This is a genomic window from Mesorhizobium opportunistum WSM2075 (genome assembly GCF_000176035.2).
GTDB lineage: Bacteria > Pseudomonadota > Alphaproteobacteria > Rhizobiales > Rhizobiaceae > Mesorhizobium > Mesorhizobium opportunistum.
The window spans coordinates 5,993,725-6,009,925 of sequence record NC_015675.1; the positions used below are offsets into that span (position 1 = coordinate 5,993,725).

At 64.4% G+C, this 16,201-nt stretch carries 16 protein-coding genes; 2 read left to right on the forward strand and 14 right to left on the reverse strand.

The window, feature by feature from the left end; all coding sequences use genetic code 11:
- The 6 genes from MESOP_RS28880 to MESOP_RS28905 are packed head-to-tail and all read right to left on the reverse strand — an operon-like array spanning position 1 to position 6,404.
- A complete protein-coding gene (locus MESOP_RS28880; RefSeq protein WP_013896887.1) occupies positions 1-1,248 on the reverse strand; it encodes an ABC transporter substrate-binding protein in 1,248 nt (415 codons plus the stop codon).
- Between the two features lie 52 nt (positions 1,249-1,300).
- The gene (locus MESOP_RS28885) at positions 1,301-2,326 is read right to left on the reverse strand and encodes a branched-chain amino acid ABC transporter permease (RefSeq protein ID WP_013896888.1); all 1,026 of its coding nucleotides are present in this window, start codon (positions 2,324-2,326) and stop codon (positions 1,301-1,303) included.
- Positions 2,323-3,372, reverse strand: a complete 1,050-nt coding sequence (locus tag MESOP_RS28890; RefSeq protein ID WP_013896889.1) for a branched-chain amino acid ABC transporter permease — start codon at positions 3,370-3,372, stop codon at positions 2,323-2,325. Before MESOP_RS28890 ends, MESOP_RS28885 begins: the two co-directional genes overlap by 4 nt.
- Positions 3,369-4,697, reverse strand: coding sequence for a metal-dependent hydrolase family protein (locus MESOP_RS28895; RefSeq protein ID WP_013896890.1), 1,329 nt, complete (start codon positions 4,695-4,697; stop codon positions 3,369-3,371). The genes MESOP_RS28890 and MESOP_RS28895 overlap by 4 nt, the downstream gene beginning before the upstream one ends.
- Before the next feature lie 52 nt (positions 4,698-4,749).
- Positions 4,750-5,529, reverse strand: a complete 780-nt coding sequence (locus tag MESOP_RS28900; protein ID WP_013896891.1) for an alpha/beta fold hydrolase — start codon at positions 5,527-5,529, stop codon at positions 4,750-4,752.
- Entirely contained in the window at positions 5,526-6,404 is an 879-nt protein-coding gene (locus MESOP_RS28905) for a fumarylacetoacetate hydrolase family protein (protein ID WP_013896892.1), read from the reverse strand. Before MESOP_RS28905 ends, MESOP_RS28900 begins: the two co-directional genes overlap by 4 nt.
- A 223-nt stretch (positions 6,405-6,627) precedes the next feature.
- Between MESOP_RS28905 and MESOP_RS28910 the strand changes: the two genes are divergently transcribed.
- The gene (locus tag MESOP_RS28910) at positions 6,628-7,299 is read left to right on the forward strand and encodes a FadR/GntR family transcriptional regulator (RefSeq protein ID WP_013896893.1); all 672 of its coding nucleotides are present in this window, start codon (positions 6,628-6,630) and stop codon (positions 7,297-7,299) included.
- A gap of 89 nt (positions 7,300-7,388) precedes the next feature.
- On the opposite strand, the gene pobA is transcribed toward MESOP_RS28910, so the two are convergent.
- From pobA to pcaD, 6 genes are read right to left on the reverse strand one after another with little or no spacing between them, the layout of a single operon-like run.
- Entirely contained in the window at positions 7,389-8,561 is a 1,173-nt protein-coding gene (gene pobA, locus MESOP_RS28915) for a 4-hydroxybenzoate 3-monooxygenase (protein WP_013896894.1), read from the reverse strand.
- Positions 8,561-9,613: a 3-carboxy-cis,cis-muconate cycloisomerase gene (locus MESOP_RS28920; RefSeq protein ID WP_013896895.1), complete on the reverse strand. Its 1,053-nt coding sequence runs from the start codon at positions 9,611-9,613 to the stop codon at positions 8,561-8,563. The genes pobA and MESOP_RS28920 overlap by 1 nt, the downstream gene beginning before the upstream one ends.
- A gap of 19 nt (positions 9,614-9,632) precedes the next feature.
- Positions 9,633-10,247 carry a protocatechuate 3,4-dioxygenase subunit alpha gene (gene pcaG / locus MESOP_RS28925; protein WP_013896896.1) on the reverse strand — a complete coding sequence of 205 codons (615 nt, stop codon included), beginning with the start codon at positions 10,245-10,247 and terminating at the stop codon, positions 9,633-9,635.
- Positions 10,247-11,002 carry a protocatechuate 3,4-dioxygenase subunit beta gene (pcaH, locus tag MESOP_RS28930; protein ID WP_013896897.1) on the reverse strand — a complete coding sequence of 252 codons (756 nt, stop codon included), beginning with the start codon at positions 11,000-11,002 and terminating at the stop codon, positions 10,247-10,249. The genes pcaG and pcaH overlap by 1 nt, the downstream gene beginning before the upstream one ends.
- Positions 10,992-11,399, reverse strand: a complete 408-nt coding sequence (pcaC, locus tag MESOP_RS28935) for a 4-carboxymuconolactone decarboxylase (RefSeq protein WP_013896898.1) — start codon at positions 11,397-11,399, stop codon at positions 10,992-10,994. Before pcaC ends, pcaH begins: the two co-directional genes overlap by 11 nt.
- A complete protein-coding gene (gene pcaD / locus MESOP_RS28940; RefSeq protein WP_013896899.1) occupies positions 11,392-12,201 on the reverse strand; it encodes a 3-oxoadipate enol-lactonase in 810 nt (269 codons plus the stop codon). The genes pcaC and pcaD overlap by 8 nt, the downstream gene beginning before the upstream one ends.
- A gap of 92 nt (positions 12,202-12,293) precedes the next feature.
- Between pcaD and pcaQ the strand changes: the two genes are divergently transcribed.
- The gene (gene pcaQ / locus MESOP_RS28945) at positions 12,294-13,211 is read left to right on the forward strand and encodes a pca operon transcription factor PcaQ (protein ID WP_013896900.1); all 918 of its coding nucleotides are present in this window, start codon (positions 12,294-12,296) and stop codon (positions 13,209-13,211) included.
- Positions 13,212-13,290: 79 nt separating this feature from the next.
- Here the strand turns inward: pcaQ and MESOP_RS28950 are convergent, their stop codons facing one another.
- Together MESOP_RS28950 and MESOP_RS28955 are read right to left on the reverse strand one after the other, a co-directional pair.
- Complete coding sequence (locus MESOP_RS28950) at positions 13,291-14,691, reverse strand: FAD-binding oxidoreductase (RefSeq protein ID WP_013896901.1); 1,401 nt, start codon at positions 14,689-14,691, stop codon at positions 13,291-13,293.
- Positions 14,692-14,904: 213 nt separating this feature from the next.
- On the reverse strand, positions 14,905-16,164 hold the full coding sequence (locus tag MESOP_RS28955) for an ABC transporter substrate-binding protein (RefSeq protein ID WP_013896902.1): 1,260 nt from the start codon (positions 16,162-16,164) through the stop codon (positions 14,905-14,907).
- Positions 16,165-16,201: the final 37 nt, after the last annotated feature.

Here is a 16,201-nt window from a genome sequence, read left to right on the forward strand (position 1 = left end):
TTACGGGCAGCTCGGATTGTCGCGGTTGACCGCGCCGAGCTTCATGAACTCGTCTTCGGGAATGCCGAGGGTCTGGTTGACCTGCGGCACGACCTTGACCAGCTTGTTGAGGAGGTTGCCGTCGGCGCCTTCGGTGACCTCGGTCAGGAAGATGTCGGCGATGGCGTTACGGTTCTTGTCGAGCGACACCTTGCCGGTCGGCGTGTCGAAGGACAGTTTCGACAGCGCCTCGCGCAGCTTCTTGCCGCCGTCGGAGACGTCGCCGCCGACCTGGTCGAGACCAAGCAGCGTCGCCTTCATATCGACATAGTAGCCATGGGCGAAGAGCGAGGGCGAGGGAAACGCGCCCGGCTGCTTCTTGTAGGCCTCGACGAACGTCTTCCATGCCGGTGCGTCGTTGGTGTCGGCGGTCGGGCCGGCCGACGGCGTGCCTTTCAGCACGTCCTTCAACTTGCCCTTCGAGGTCAGCACCGTCTGGTCGACGGTGATCGAGCCGCCGATCAGCGGCGCGGTGCCGCCGCCCTGCTGGTACTGGGTCAGGAAGTTGACCGCGTCGGCGCCGCCGAGCGCTACGTAGATTGCGTCGACATCCTCCGGAATGGCGGCGATGACCGAGGAAAAGTCCTTGTTGCCGATCGGCACCCAGGATTTCGAGGGCACGTGGCCACCGGCCTTGCAGAATTCGGCCATGAAGCCGAACACCTGCGTGTAGGGGAAGGAATAGTCCTCGGCGACGGTAGCGACCTTCTTGTAGCCCTTGTCCTTGAAGGCATAGGTGCCGAGGCCAGCCATCCACTGCGCGCCATCGGTCGAGAAGCGGAAGAAATTTTCGGCCGGATCGCGCAATGTCGTGTCCTGCGCGGCAGAGGTACCGTTGATGAAGGTCACGTTCGGCTGCGTCTTGGCGTAGTCCTTGACGGCAATACCTTCGTCGCCCGAGAGCGGGCCGACCAGAACCTTGACGCCGTCCTGCTCGACCAGCTTGCGCGCGGCGCGCACGGCGCTGTCGGGCGAGGCGTCGGACGAGCCCTTGACGATCTCGATCTTCTTGCCGGCGACGGTGCCGTTCATCTCGGCAACCGCCGTCATGGCGCCGCGCTCGCCGTCCTCGCCGAGCACCGTGAACGGTCCCTCGAAGGTGGCGAGCAGGCCGATCTTGATGGTGTCGTCGGCAGCCAGCGCCATCGAAGGCGCGGTCAGCCCGGTGAACACCGCCAAGGCGAGCAATGTACGTCTATGCATCCTCATGATTTTTCCTCCCGTTGATTTCGTTTTGCAGTGGTTCATTCCATCCCGGTTGCTAGGGGCCGGGACGCAAGGACTCCTGGGCAAGATGTGGCTTGATCCTCCCCCACAACCCAAGAATTCCATCCGGTGAGACAAAGACGATCACCAGGAACACCAGGCCGATCAGCGTGTTGAAACGCTCGGCGCCGACGATGTCGATGGCGAAGGTCTGCATCAGGACGACGACGAGCGCGCCGAGAAACGGGCCGATCGGATGGCGCAGGCCGCCGATGACGGCGATGATCAGCACGTCGATCGCCGCGTCGACACCGATGGTGCCGGGCGAGACGCGGCCGTTGAACCAGACCAGCAGCACGCCCGCCAGTCCTGCGATGACGCCCGCCAAAGCCCAAGCGACGACCTTGTGCGCGGTGACGTGATAGCCAAGCGCGCGCATGCGGCGCGGGTTGTCGCGGATCGCCTGCAAGGTCATGCCGAAGGTCGAGCGCGAGCCGTAGAGCACCGCCGCATAGGACAGTACCGCGAGGCCAAGGCAAAGGTAGTAGAATGGTTTCGCGTCACGCCAGCCGATGCCCCAGAACACCGGCGCACGGATACCGGCATAGCCGGAATGACCGTTGAAGATGGCGTAGTTCTGCTGCGCGAAATAGTAGGTCGCGGTGGCGATCGCCAGCGTGATCATGATGGTGTAGATGCCCTCGGTCCGCACCGAGATCCAGCCGATCAGCGCCGATGCCAGTGCCGCCGCCAGAACCGCGAACGGCACCGCGAGCCACCACGGCCAGCCGAGGCCGAGTATGCTGGAATTGTTGTTGCCCAGGATGGCGATGGCGTAGGCGGAGATGCCGGCGACCGTGATCTGCGCCAGGCTGACCATCCCGCCATAGCCGGCGAGCAGCATCAGCGACAGGCCCAGCATGCCGAAGATCAGCGAATAGCCGCCGATTTGCGTCAGGAAGAAATCGGATGCCACCAGGGGATAGAGCACCAGTGCGACACCAAGGATGATGTGGCCGGCGCCGAGCTTCTCCAGCCAGTTCGGCTGCGTGGCGCCGGTGGTGGCGATGGCCAGGCTCATCGCGCCTTCCCCATGATGCCCTGTGGCCTGACCGCCAGCGTCACCACCATGATGACGAAGGTCAGCACGATGCCGTAGGTCGGGAAGTAGACGAGGCCGATCTGCTCGGCGAGACCGATGAGCAGCGCGCCGATGGCCGCGCCTGTGATCGAACCCATGCCGCCGACGATGACGACGACCAGCGAAGCCAGGAGATAACGTACGTCCTCGCCCGGCGCGACCGAAAGCGCCGAGCCACCGACGACGCCGGCAAAGCCGGCGAGGCCTGCGCCGACGGCAAAGACGATGGCGAACACCGCATGCACATTGACGCCGGATGCCTGCAGCATGGCGCGGTCGTCGACGCCGGCGCGGATCATCATGCCGACGCGGGTCTTGTGCAGCATCAGCCAGAGGCCGACGCCGATGACGATCGCCGCCGCCAGCACGACGACGCGGTAGAGCGGATAGGTGAGGAAGACCGAGGCGCCGTTGGAGCGCACCGCGGTGATGACGGGCAAGGTCAAGGCACCGTCAAGCCATTCCGGCGTGGTGATCTGGTACGTGCCGCCGGCCCACACCGCGAGCATCAAATCGGCGGCGACGATCGAAATGCCGATCGAGACCAGCGTCTGGCGCAGATCGTCGCCTTCGAGGCGACGGAAGACGAAGACCTGCATGACGACGCCGACAATGGCCAATACGGCGAAACCGGCGGCCACGCCGAGCAGCCAGTAGCCGGTGCGGTTGGTAACCTCGTAGCCGATGTAAGCGCCGAGCAGATAGAGCGAGCCATGCGCGAGATTGACGTTGCGCATCAGGCCGAAGATCAGCGTAAAGCCGCTGGCGACGAGGAAATAGAGACCGGCCAGCGTGATGCCGTTGAGGATGGCGCTGACGAAAGCCTTCTTCGAGATCAGGATCGCATTCAGCCAATCCGGCCAGACGGCAAAGACCAGCCACGCGACGATCGCCGCGGCAAGCAGGCCGACGAGGCCCCAGGCCTGCTTGCGCGTCATGCCGCCGCTTGAGAGCGACGACGAAGTTGGCTGGTCGAGCAGGCTCATGCAGTCAGCCGCCGGCGCTGCTCGTTCATGCGCGGCGCCTTGTGGAACTTGCCATCCTTCATGATGGCGAGGATGCGGTTCTTGTCCTGCAGGATGCGCACATCCGAGATCGGGTCGCCATCGACCAGCAGGATGTCGGCGAGATAGCCTTCCTTGATCAGGCCGAGCTCGTCGCCCATGTTCATGATCTGACCGCCATATTTGGTGCCGGCCTGGATCGCCTCCATCGGCGAGAAGCCCAGCATCTCGACGAAGGTCTGGATGTCCTTGGCGTTGGTGCCCTGCGGCGTCCAGGCAAAGCCGTAGTCGCCGCCGATGCAGACGCGGATGCCGCGCCGGTGCATCTTCTTCATCGTCTCGACGCACATTTCGAGTTCGCGCTCATATTCGAGCGACAGCGGCGAGCCGGGCTTGATGCCCCATTGCTCGGCATGGCGCGCGGTGTTGATCAGCCAGGCGATGCCGGGCGCGACGAAGTGCTTGTCCTTGACCGCCTCGAGCATGTCGAGCGCTTCCTCGTCGGCGAAGGACGCGTGGTAGATGTTCTGGATGCCGTGGCGGACGCATTGCTTGACCGAGCCGGAGGAACGCGCATGCGCCGACAGCACCTTGTTGCGGCAGCGCGCCTCGGAAGCGGCCATGGCAACCTCTTCCTCCGACATCGGCGTCTCCTCGGCGCCCATGCCAGTGATGCTCTCGCCCGACAGGTTGAGTTTTATCGAATCGACGCCGTATTTGATCAGCTGGCGCACGGTGCGGCGGATTTCCTCCGGGCCGGAGACGACGAGGCCGAGATTGAGGCCTTCATGCGGAATATGCGACGGCGCGGAATCGCCGAGGCCGCCGACCGTGGTGATCTCCGGACCCGCCGCGAGATAGCGCGGTCCGGGGAAGCGGCCCTGGTTGATGAATTTCTTGGCCACGACATCGAGGCGCGGCTTGGCGGCGGCCGCACCCCGGCCGGCGGTGAAGCCGGCATCGAGCACCAGCTTGGCCATCTCCATGGTGACCAGCATGTGCTCCTCGACCTCCATCATCTGGATGGGATCGATGCCAGGTGCGTTGTTCCAGGACAGATGCAGATGCGCGTCGATCATGCCAGGCATCAGCGTCGCGCCCATGCCGTCGATCACCGTAGCCCCACCTCCATAGGATGAAGATGAAGGCGCGCCGAAGCGCGATGAGCCCTTGGTGATCTGCTTGATACGGTTGCCCTGCACCAGCACTTCGCCGGTGTAGGGATATTCACCTGTCGCGTCGAGCACGCGCACATTGGTGAAGAGCGTGCTGCCCGAGCCGTTTGCATTCCAGCTGTCGTCTGCCATAACAAGCCTCCCAACTTGCCGAGCGCGTAGTTCTACGCCCGATCAGAAATCCTCACCTATCAACCCGTCTCAAAAAATCGGCGAGCTTCGAGCTGCTTTCGCGCGGGCTTTCCACCGTGGCCCAGTGCCCGCACCGATCAAGCGAGGAGAATATGGCCCCCTTGATCTTGTCGGCAAGCGCCTGCCCGACCCCGGGTGGATTGACGGTATCGGCGTCGCCGGTGACGAGCAGCGTCGGCGCCGAAATCCTTCTCGCATCGACAGCGGTTGCCTTGGCCAACGCCTCGCAGGTGCGGGCATAGGATTCCGGATCCTGACGGGTGATCGATTCCCGCACGAAGGCGACGGCAGCCGGCGAGGTTTCCCTGGTATGCGCCGAAATGGCATTGGCGACGATCTGGTCGGCGACGTCGGCGATGCCGCCCGAGCGCGCCAACCGGGCCCGGTTGGCGAGCCCTTGCCTGGTCGCCTCGGCCGGTTCCGCCAGGGCGCCGAACAGTGCCAGAGAGGCGACCAGTGAAGGCTGCGCTGCTGCAATCTGCTGGCAAACGATGGTGCCCATCGAATGTCCGACGAAATGCGCTGATGTGACCCCCATGCCGGCCATCGCGCGAATGACGGCCTCGCTCATGCCTTCAATGGTCAGCGGTTCGATCGGGCGCGGCGAACGGCCGGAACCCGGCAGGTCGAGCCGGATGACGCGATAGCCGGAAAGTGCCGCCATCTGCGGCTGGAACATGTTGGACGTGCCGCCGAGACCATGGATCATCACCACGGCAGTGCCTTCGCCCACGACTTCCGCAACGACCTGGCCAACCGTCACCGTCGTCATTGCACATGCTCCGCAAAGCGGTTTTCCAGCGTGCCGATGCCGTCGATCTCGATGCGCACGACGTCGCCAGCCTTGAGGTATCTCGGCGGATCGAAGCCAATGCCGACACCGACCGGCGTGCCGGTGGCAATGATGTCGCCGGGCCTCAGCGTGATGCCTTGCGACAGCGTGGCGATGATGGTCGGGATATCGAAGATCAGCAGCGAAATCCGGGAATCCTGGCGCAGGTCCTCGTTGACGAAACAGCGGATACCGGCGGTGGCCAGATCAAGCTCGTCCCTGGTCACCGCCCATGGCCCCATCGGGCAGAACGTGTCCTGCGATTTGCCGATCAGCCACTGGCTGTACTTGCCTTGCAGGTCGCGCGCGGTGACGTCGTTGACGATGGTGTAGCCCCAGACATGGTCGAGCGCGTCTTCCCTGGAGATGCCGCGCCCGCCCTTGCCGATGATGACGGCCAGCTCCGCCTCGTAGTCGATGGCCGTCGAAACGGAGGCATCGATCAGCACGCTGGCATGGTTGGCGACGACCGATTCAGGCACTTTGGAAAAGATGATCGGGTGTTTCGGGATCGCGCCCGCACCGGCGCTGGAATCGAAGCCGCTGCGGGCGAACTCATGCGCATGCTCGTGATAATTCTTGCCGACGCAGAAGATGTTGCGGCGCGGCTGCGGGATTGGCGCCTCGATCTCGACCTGCGCCAACGGGATCGGCGACAGGGTGCGAGGGATGCCGGCGCCATTGCGCTCGATCAAGGCCAGGATACCGGACCTGGCCTGGTCGACGGAAAAATCGAAAGGCGCGATGGTCTCAGCATCGAGGTCGACAAGACCGACGCGACGTTCGCCGGCGATCGAAAAAGTTGCGACCCGCATTCCCATCCTCCCTGAACCAATACTGAGCCAATTCTTCGCTCTTTTGTTACACGCTAGCGCCGATTGGTTTAGGCCGCAAGTGGAATCTGGACTGGTCACACCAAAAAGGAATGAGGCTGTTGCGGCCGGCTCCGCTGGGATAGCGGCGACGCGGCACGGTGGACGACAGCGCCGGAAGCTGCTAACGATGGTTCAATATTGGATCAGATAAAGGTGGCCAGACATGCCAAAGCTCGTCGCCAACGATATCGCCACGGCGCTGAAGAAACGGATCTCTTCCGGCGAATGGATCGAGAATGGCCGCATGCCGCCGGAGCGCGACCTGGCGAGCGAATTCGGCGTCGCGCGCAACACGGTGCGGCGCGCGGTGTCCTTCCTCGAGGATGACGGCACGGTGGTGCGGCATGTCGGGCGCGGTACGTTCCTGACCACCACCAACCCGGCGTCGATGGCGGCGGTTGTCGGCCGGATGGAAGGCACCAGCCCCGCCGACATGATGGAGATCCGGCAATTGCTGGAACCGGCGGCGGCGGCGTTCGCCGCCACCAATGCCAGCGCCATGGAACTCAACGCGGTGCGCGAGGCGCACAAGATCGCTTCGGAATCGCAGGACATGCCGACCTTCGAGCACTGGGACGCGGAGTTTCACCACCGCATCTTCGCGTGCTCGCGCAACGACTTCCTCAAGGAGATCCACAATCTGATGCGCATCCTGCGCAATCAGGCGCCGTGGTTCGAAATGAAGAAGCGTTCCTTTTCGGAGGAACGCCGCAGCATCTATTGCAGCGAGCACCAGACCGTTCTCGATGCGCTGCTGCGCCGTGATCCCGAGAGCGCCAGCCAGGCCATGCTGGCGCATCTGCGGACCGTCGAGCGCAATCTGCTCGGACGGTAGCAACCGGAATGGGAGGCGCGGCAGCAGGGCGGTTGTCCCAGGAAGAACGCATAGCGTTCTCACTTGGGAATGCGCCGAACAAACAGCCCTCAATAGGGAAGGCCGACATAGTTCTCGGCAAGCGCCGTCGACGCCGCCCGCGAGTGGACGAGATAGTCGAGCTCGGCCTCCTGGATGCGCTGGCCGAAGTCGCCGGTGTCGGGAAAACGATGCAGGATGGTCGTCATCCACCAGGAAAAGCGCACCGCCTTCCAGACCCGCGCCAGTGCCTTTTGCGAATAGGCGTCAATTCCTGCGTTTGATTTCTCGGCATAGAAGTCTCGCAGTCCGGCAAAGAGATAGCGCACGTCGCTGGCGGCGAGGTTGAGGCCCTTGGCTCCGGTCGGCGGCACGATGTGGGCGGCATCGCCGACCAGGAACAGCCGGCCGAAACGCATTGGCTCCGCAACGAAGGAACGCAGCGGCGCGATCGACTTCTCGAAGGATGGCCCGGTGACGACGCTCGCCGCCGTCCGTTCCGGCAAACGGCGGCGCAACTCGTCCCAGAAGCGCTCGTCGGACCACGCCCCGACGCGGTCGCCCTCGGGGCACTGCACATAGTAGCGGCTGCGGTGCGTCGAGCGCATCGAACACAGTGCAAAACCCCGCTCGTGATTGGCGTAGACCAGTTCATGATCGGCCGGCGGCACTTCGGCCAGCACGCCGAGCCAGCCGAACGGATAGTGCCGCTCGAAGATTTTCAGCGCGCTTTCAGGCACCGATTTGCGGCTGACGCCGTGATAGCCATCGCAGCCGGCAATGAAGTCGCAATCGATGCGATGGCTTACGCCGTCCCTGTCATAAGTGACGAAAGGTGCGGCGCCATCGAAATCCTGCAACGCGACGTCAGCGGCCTCATAGACGGTGACGAGCCCGGCCGCCTCGCGCTTGTCCATCAGATCATGCGTCACTTCGGTCTGACCATAGACCGTGACATGCTTGCCGCCGGTCAGCGCCGAAAGGTCGATGCGGTGCAGGCGCCCGTCGAAAGCCAGCGAAATGCCTGAGTGCGGCAGGCCTTCGGTATGCAGTCTTGCAGCAGCACCAGCCTGTTCCAGCAGTTCGACCGTGCCCTGTTCGAGCACGCCGGCGCGCACGCGGCCAAGCACATGCTCACGACTGGATCGCTCAAGGATGACCGTCTCAACGCCGATGCCGGCCAGAAGCTGGCCAAGCAGCAGGCCGGAGGGTCCCGAGCCGACGATGACGACTTGTGTACGCATCAGTGCCCCAGGTTTTCGATCTGCGCGGCCAGTTCGGCGGCCAGCCGCAATGACGCGGCGGTGGCGACGACCATCTGCGGCAGCAGCAGCCATTCCAGCGTCCAGGCCGCGCCCGAGCGCTCCTGCTCATGCACCAGCGCCTGATGCATGCCGGAAAGCTGCGTGGCGTTGAAGCGGGCGAGCGCCACCAGCGCTTCGGCCTTCACCGGGTTCTGCTTGTGCGGCATGGCCGACGAGCCGCCACCGCCCGATAGCGCGATTTCGGTGCCCCTTTGCGCCATCAGCGCAATGTCCTGGCCGAACTTGCCGAGGCTGCCGGTCACCAGCGACAGCCAGCCGGCAAAATCCGCAAGGGTGTCGCGCTGGCACTGCCATTGCGGCGCATCGGCAAGGCCGAGTTTTGCGGCAAGTGCGGCACGCACGGCCGGCCCCTTGCCGCCAAGCTTTTCCAGCGTGCCGGCGGCACCACCGAACTGAACCACAAGCAGACGTGCGGACTGGTCCGACAATCTTTGCTGATGACGCAGCAGCGGCGCCAGCCATGTGGCTACGCGATCCAGCGCTCGAATAGGGATCGCCGGCCGCATCCGCGTCATTCCGGTCAGCGCTCTGCCCCCGAAACGCTCATCGAGCGCCGAAAGGCGCACGATGTTTTCGGTCAGCAGCAGACTGAGGTGCTCGACGACGGATTTCAGCCGGAGCACAAGGCCGGTGTCGAGGACGTCCTGGCTAGTGGCGCCGAAATGCGCCTTGTCGCCATGCGGTTCGCCGACCGTCATTCTGAGCTGGCGCACAAGTTCCGGAACCATGACGCCGTCCCTGGCGACGCCGGCCCGCAACAGGGACGTGTCGGGCCGGAACGAGGCCAGCGCCGCCACGATCGCGGCCGACGCATCCCTGGTGATGATCCCGTTCTCCGCCTCCACTTCGGCCAACGCGCTCTCGAATGCCAGCGCCGCCTCGATTTCTGCTTCAACGGAAAAATGCCTCGATGCCTCCTCGTCCCCGAGAAGGGCGGAGAGCAACGGATGGTCGAAAGGCGATACGGTCATGTCCTGCTTCTCCTGACCATCAGCTGTCGAAGAAGACCGTTTCCTTCTCCCCCTGGAGATGGATGTCGAAGATGTAGGCGTCACCCTTGCGCTCGGCGATCAGCGTCGGCACGCGGATGCGGTGCTCGATGCGCGCCAGGATCGGATCCTGCGCATTGGCCTTTTCCTCATCGGAAAAATAGAGCCTCGTGTGCAGGCCGAGATTGATGCCGCGCGCGACGATCCAGAGCGTGATGTGTGGCGCCATCAGGCGGCCATCGCCGAACGGCACGCGTCCCGGCTTGATCGTCTCGAAGGCGCACAGACCGGTGTCCATGTCGGTCGGACAACGGCCCCAGCCCAGGAAATTCGGATCCGCGGCACCGCGCAATTCGGCCGGCGAATTGTAGAGCCCGTCGGCGTCCGCCTGCCAGATCTCGATCAGCGCGTCCTTGAGCGGCGTGCCGGTGCCATCGAGCACGCGGATGCGCAAACCGATGCGCTCGCCCCTGGTCTTGTCGTTGGCCATGGTCGCACCGAGGTCGGTCGGATAGACGCCGCCGATGCCGCAGAAATTGGGCGTCAGTCCGATGTGGACGTAAGGTCCCGCGGTCTGCGAAGGGCTTTCCCTGAGCCGGTCGAGCGACTGGGCCATCAATTGCCCTCCAGCCGGTTTTCGAACAGCGAGGAACGCCGCCCGCGCAGCACGATGTCGAACTTGTAGGCGCGCGCGTCGAAGGGGACCGTCGCCTGCATGTCGAGCGCGGCGATCAGCGTCTCGATGGCGGCCTTGTCGGGGATGCCGCGCGCGATCGGGCAGCGCCAGATCAGCGGGTCGCCTTCGAAATACATCTGTGTGATCAGCCGCTGCGCGAAGCCGTGGCCGAAGATCGAGAAATGGATGTGCGAGGGCCGCCAGTCGTTCGGCCCGTTCGGCCAGGGATAGGGGCCGGGCTTGACGGTGCGAAAGGCGTAGCCGCCATCATCGCCAGATATGGTGCGGCCGCAACCGCCGAAATTCGGGTCGAGCGGGGCCAGATAGCCGTCTTTCTTGTGGCGATAGCGGCCGCCGGCATTGGCCTGCCAGAATTCCAGCAACGCACCGGCCACGCCGACGCCGCGCTCGTCGAGCACCCGCCCATAGACGATGATGCGCTCACCGATCGCGCTCTCGCCGGGCCTGGCGAAATTGTGGATCAGGTCGGCGTCGAGTTCGCCCAGCACGGCGTGACCGAATACAGGACCCGATAGTTCCGACAGCGTGTTGTCGAAGGCAAGCAGCGCCTTCTGCGGCGAGCGCAACACCGAAGTCTTGTAGTTGGGCGTCAGCGGCGGCGGATGCCATGTCCGGTCGCGCTGGAAAAAGGCGCCGGTCTCGGGCCTCCGGTTCGATCCGGATTCAACGGGCATTGTTGGCTCCGTCCATTTCCGAAAACACGTCCTTGGCGATCTTGAAGGCCCGGTTGGCGGCCGGCACGCCGGCATAGATGGCGACATGCAGGAACGCTTCGCAGATATCCTCGCGCGTGGCGCCGGTGTTGGCGGTGGCACGCACGTGCATGGCGACTTCCTCATCATGGCCGAGCGCGGCCAGCAGCGCCAGCGTGACGATCGAGCGTTCGCGCTTGCTGAAGCCCGGCCGCGCCCACACCGTTCCCCAGGCCGCCTCGGTGATCAACTCCTGGAAAGGCTGGTCGAAATCGGTGGCGGCGATCTCCGCGCGGTCGACATGCCGATCGCCGAGCACGGAGCGGCGCACCGCAAGACCGGTGCGATATCTGGCGGCGTTGCCGGGGGCTTCATCCATGAGTTTCCGCTCCAGGGGCAAGCGATGCGATAAAACCGCGGATCAGCGCGGTGAGCGCCTCGGGTTGCTCGACACAAGGAATATGCCCAGCATCGCGAATGATCTCGAAGCGCGAGCCGGGGATCAAAGCGGCCAGCGAGCGAACAAGGTCGGGGGGCGTCGAGCCATCCTGGTCGCCGGCGATGCAAAGCGTCGGCACCGCGATGCGGCGCGCGGCGTCAGTGAAATCCGCATCACGAACCGCCTTGCAGGTCCCCACGTAACCGGCCAGTGTCTGCCGGGTCATCATGTTCCAATAGCCATCCAGCTCGGCCCCCCGTGTCGTGTGGAAAGTGGGGGTGAACCAGACTTTGAGCACGCCCTCGGCAATGGCCTGGATGCCCTTGCTTTCGACCGTCGCGATGCGTGTGTTCCAGCTCTCCGCCGTGCCGATCTTGTGCGCCGTGTCGCACAGGATCATGGCCTCGACGATCTCGGGGCGCCTGGCATAGAGCCCTTGCGCGACCATGCCGCCGACCGACAGGCCGCACAGCACGACCTTCTCTAGCCCGAAGTGATCGATGAGCGCCGAGAGGTCATCGACATGATCGTCGATCGAGCCGATATCACCGATGTCGGACAGCCCGTGGCCGCGCTTGTCATAGACCAGCAAGGGCATTTCCCCATCAAGCGCCGAGACGACATCGTCCCAGATCCGGAAGTCGGTGCCGAGCGAATTGATGAACACAATCGGAGGCGCCTTGCCGCTTGCCTCGACATATCGATGGTGCAGCGTGATGCCGCCGATGGTGACGAATGGCACGATTTCGATCCTCCATCCCTACATTGCACGAGGCATTTGGTTCGGTAAAATGATATTTTACGCCGTTTCATTAACTCAGGGGTTATCAAACCATGTCCGAAAACCGCATCCGGTTTCGTCATCTGCAGGCGTTCCTGGAGGTCGCGCGACAGGGAAGCGTGGCCCGTGCCGCCGATTTCCTGCATGTCAGCGCGCCGGCGGTGACCAAAACCCTGCGCGAGTTGGAAGACGCGCTCGGTGTCGCCGTTGTCGAGCGTGACGGGCGCGGCATCCGGGTCACCAGGCTTGGCGAGATCTTCCTTGGCCATGCCGGCACAGCGATCACGGCGTTGAAGCGCGGTGTCGATTCCGTTCGCCAGGACGGCGCCATCAATCGTCACCCGATCCGCATCGGCGCGCTGCCGACAGTGTCGGCGAAGGTCATGCCGCAAGCGATGAGCCTGTTCCTCGGGGAAGAAACCGGCGCCGCGATCAAGATCGTCACCGGCGAGAACGCCGTGCTGCTGGAACAACTGCGCACCGGCGCGCTCGACCTCGTCGTCGGACGGCTGGCCGCACCCGAGAACATGACCGGCTTCTTCTTCGAGCACCTCTACTCCGAGCCGGTGCTGTTCGTGGTGCGGGCCGGACATCCGCTGCTCGAGCCAGGGGCGGACATCTTCGCCCGCCTCGACGAATTCCCGGTGCTGATGCCGACGCGGGAATCCGTCATCCGTCCCTTCGTCGATCGCCTGTTCATCACCAACGGCATGACCGCACCGGCCACCGAGATCGAAACCGTCTCGGATTCCTTCGGCCGCTCCTTCATGCGCCAGAGCAATGCGGTGTGGATCATTTCGGCCGGCGTGGTGGCCAATGAGATCGCCAGCGGCGCCTTCGTCGCCTTGCCGGTAAACACCGAGGAGACCAGGGGGCCCGTCGGCCTGACGATGCGCACGGATACTCCCCCCTCGCCCGCCTTCATCATCCTGCTGCAGACCATTCGCGAAGCGGCAGGGCAAGGCAACTGAGGCGCTGGACCGTTCAAACAAGCCCGCCAGCCGGCTGGGGTTCTGATCGGGCGGAGACCAGTCGAGGCCGGCGTCGCGCTCAGGGCAAGCCTGTCGGGTCGAGATCGAAGACTCGTCCTCGATTTAGGATGTTCTTCGGGTCGAGCGCCGTCTTCAGCCGCCTCATCGTGGCGATTTCGGCATCGCTGCGCACCAGATGCAGCCACTGCTTCTTGTCGAGGCCGATGCCGTGCTCGGCCGAAACGCCGCCGCCTGCCGCCGCCACGCCGCGATAGACAATGCCGTACGCGGCCGCCGGATCCGCGGTCATGACCTGATAGTGAAGATTGCCGTCGCCGAGATGGCCGAAGACATAGATGTCGGCGCCGTGGTCGACGGCATGGATGGCGGCGTCCGCTTCCCGCAGGAACGTGCCCATGCGCGCCAGCGGAATGCTGATATCGACGCCGATCAGGCCTTTTATCGAAAACAGGACGCGATTGGCGTCCTCGCGCACGTCCCAGAGCGCCCGGAATTCGCGCGGCGACTGCGAGACGACGACATCGTCGATCACGCCGTCCTCGACCGCCTGCATCAGCACCGCGGCGAAGCGCTCGCCGTCGCGCTCGGGCTCGCTGCCCTGGATCTCGGCCAGCACATAGACAGGAGAACCCGCCGGCAGCGGCGCCGGCATCGCCATGCTGGCGACCATGACATCATAGAGCGGCGCGAAATTCACCTCGTAGGCGGACAGCAGCGGACCGAGCTTTTGCCTGAGCAGCCCAAGCAAGGCGATCGCGGCATCGAGCGAAGGGAGCGCGCAGAAGGCATTGATCTCGGACGCAGGTTTCGGGTGCAATCTGAGCGCGGCGCGGGTGACGACGCCGAGCGTCCCTTCCGAGCCGATGAAGAGCTGGCCGAGGTCGTAGCCGGAATTGTCCTTGGGCAGGCCTTTCAGCGAGGTGAGCACGCTGCCATCGGCAAGCACGGCCTCCAGCCCCAGCACCTGCGCCCGGTACATGCCATAGCGCAGCACGCGGATGCCGCCCGCATTGGTGGCGATGTTGCCGCCGATCGTGGCCGAACCGCGCGCGCCTATATCGACGCCGAACATCAGCCCCGCGCCGTCGGCCGCCTCTTGCACCGCCTGCAGCGTCGCGCCCGCTTCGGCAACGATGCTGGCGGCCTGCCGGTCCGGAGCGGCAAGGCCGGTCATGCGCTCCAGTGACAGCACGACCTCGCCCGGCTGCACGCGTGTGCCGCCGGCCAGCCCGGTGCGTCCACCCTGGATCACAACCGGCTGGGAGAGCTCGTTGCACATGGCGAGAGCTGCCGCGACAGCCTCGGTGTCGCGCGGGCGCAGCACCAGCTCGGGCAGCATGCCGAGCTTGCCGTCGGGATCGTCGCGATAGCGCTGGTCGACATCGGAGCCGGCGAGGATGCCGCCCGCGCCCAGCCGAGCGCCAAGAGCGGACAGAAGTCGTTCCGTTTCAGGCGCCATCGGGCCTAGCTGCCTGCGTGGCGAAGCGCGTCGTCTGCATCCCTCGACCGGATGGCCCGATGAGTATCCTTGTCCAGCACGCTCGCCATCCTTCAATTGCAGCCCGCCGATCCTATTCGCGATCGTGTGCCGTGCAAGCGATATCGGCCTGCCCCAGGCGGTGCCGGCATCGATCACAATAAGACGCGATCGATGCCGGAGCACTGTGTCAGCTTACTGAAGCTTGGCCTGCAGGGCGTTGACGTCGTCAGTGGTTATCTCGCCATCGGTGGTCACCTTGCCGTCGACGATTTTCCACAGCCGGAACGGGCCGGTGATGTCGCCATATTTGTCGAAGGCGACCGGACCGATGACGCCTTCATAGCGGATCGGCTTGCCGTCCTTGATCAGGCCGAGCGCCTTGGCGAACTCGTCCTTGCCGGCGAAGATGGGCGTGCCGGCCGGGTCGACCGCCTTGTACATCGCGTCCTTGATCTTGGCCGGATCCTCGGAGCCGGCAATGGCGATGGCGAGACCGACGATGGCACCCGCGTCATAGGAACGGTCGGCCGCCGGGTTCGACGGTTCGATGCCTGAGAACTCCTTGTAGTTCTTCATGAAGTAGTCGGTCGAGGCGGTCGGGCTGGTGCCCGACGAGGTGCCGTAGGCCTCCTTCAGATAATCGGCGCCGACGGATTCTATGAAGTCCGGGCTGTTCATGCCGTCATTGAGCAGGAATTTCTGAACGCCGCCCTGCGAAATCCAGGTGCGGGCAACCGTGGCGCCATCGACCGGCGTGCTGACGAGATAGAGGCCGTCCGGCTCACCGGCCATCGCCGCCGTGACTTCTGAGGCATAGCTCGACTGCTTCTCGTTGTAGGGCGTGTCGGAGACGATGGTGCCGCCGAGCGCTTTGTAGGCACGGGAGAATTCGGCCACCATGTTGACGCCGAAGTCGTTGTTGACGTGGATGATCGACAGCTTCTTGAAGCCCTTGTCGATGGCGTATTTGGCGGCGGCGACGCCTTGCAGCGCATCCGAAGTGATGGTGCGGAAGAAGATGCCGTTGGTCTTGCCGTCGCGGCCAAGCGCCGTCAGCGTCGGCGAGGACGAAGCCGGCGAGACCTGGACGATCTTGGCCGGCGCAGTGACCGAGGTCAGGATCGGGATCGACACCGAAGAGATGATACCACCGATGATGACCGGCACCTTCTTGACCTGAACCAGCTGTGTGGCGGCATCGACCGCGATATTGCCCTGGCTCTGGCTGTCGCGCGTGTCGGTCGCCAGATCGCAGCCGCGCACGCCGCCGGCAGCGTTGATGTCGCGGAAGGCCATCTCGACCGACTTGGCCCCAGCCTGGCCGTATTCGCCGGCCGGGCCGGTCAGTTCCATGACGAGGCCGACAGTGATCTTGCAATCCGCGGCCTGCGCCGCACCGGCCATCGTGACGAGGGCAAGTGCCGTGGTGAGTTGGAGTATCGTGTTTCTCATTGTTGTTCCCCTTGAGTTACTTGTTGAGTTACTTGGC

What these genes read in the sequence shown, in the direction of transcription:
- MESOP_RS28890 (WP_013896889.1), bottom strand. Translation starts at nt 3,372, where the DNA reads ATGAGCCTGCTCGACCAGCCAACTTCGTCGTCGCTCTCAAGCGGCGGC.
- pcaH (WP_013896897.1), bottom strand. Translation starts at nt 11,002, where the DNA reads ATGCCCGTTGAATCCGGATCGAACCGGAGGCCCGAGACCGGCGCCTTT.
- MESOP_RS28905 (WP_013896892.1), bottom strand. Translation starts at nt 6,404, where the DNA reads ATGCGGGTCGCAACTTTTTCGATCGCCGGCGAACGTCGCGTCGGTCTT.
- MESOP_RS28920 (WP_013896895.1), bottom strand. Translation starts at nt 9,613, where the DNA reads ATGACCGTATCGCCTTTCGACCATCCGTTGCTCTCCGCCCTTCTCGGG.
- pcaQ (WP_013896900.1), top strand. Translation starts at nt 12,294, where the DNA reads ATGTCCGAAAACCGCATCCGGTTTCGTCATCTGCAGGCGTTCCTGGAG.
- pobA (WP_013896894.1), bottom strand. Translation starts at nt 8,561, where the DNA reads ATGCGTACACAAGTCGTCATCGTCGGCTCGGGACCCTCCGGCCTGCTG.
- MESOP_RS28895 (WP_013896890.1), bottom strand. Translation starts at nt 4,697, where the DNA reads ATGGCAGACGACAGCTGGAATGCAAACGGCTCGGGCAGCACGCTCTTC.
- MESOP_RS28910 (WP_013896893.1), top strand. Translation starts at nt 6,628, where the DNA reads ATGCCAAAGCTCGTCGCCAACGATATCGCCACGGCGCTGAAGAAACGG.
- MESOP_RS28900 (WP_013896891.1), bottom strand. Translation starts at nt 5,529, where the DNA reads ATGACGACGGTGACGGTTGGCCAGGTCGTTGCGGAAGTCGTGGGCGAA.
- MESOP_RS28880 (WP_013896887.1), bottom strand. Translation starts at nt 1,248, where the DNA reads ATGAGGATGCATAGACGTACATTGCTCGCCTTGGCGGTGTTCACCGGG.
- MESOP_RS28885 (WP_013896888.1), bottom strand. Translation starts at nt 2,326, where the DNA reads ATGAGCCTGGCCATCGCCACCACCGGCGCCACGCAGCCGAACTGGCTG.
- MESOP_RS28955 (WP_013896902.1), bottom strand. Translation starts at nt 16,164, where the DNA reads ATGAGAAACACGATACTCCAACTCACCACGGCACTTGCCCTCGTCACG.
- pcaC (WP_013896898.1), bottom strand. Translation starts at nt 11,399, where the DNA reads ATGGATGAAGCCCCCGGCAACGCCGCCAGATATCGCACCGGTCTTGCG.
- MESOP_RS28950 (WP_013896901.1), bottom strand. Translation starts at nt 14,691, where the DNA reads ATGGCGCCTGAAACGGAACGACTTCTGTCCGCTCTTGGCGCTCGGCTG.
- pcaG (WP_013896896.1), bottom strand. Translation starts at nt 10,247, where the DNA reads ATGGCCCAGTCGCTCGACCGGCTCAGGGAAAGCCCTTCGCAGACCGCG.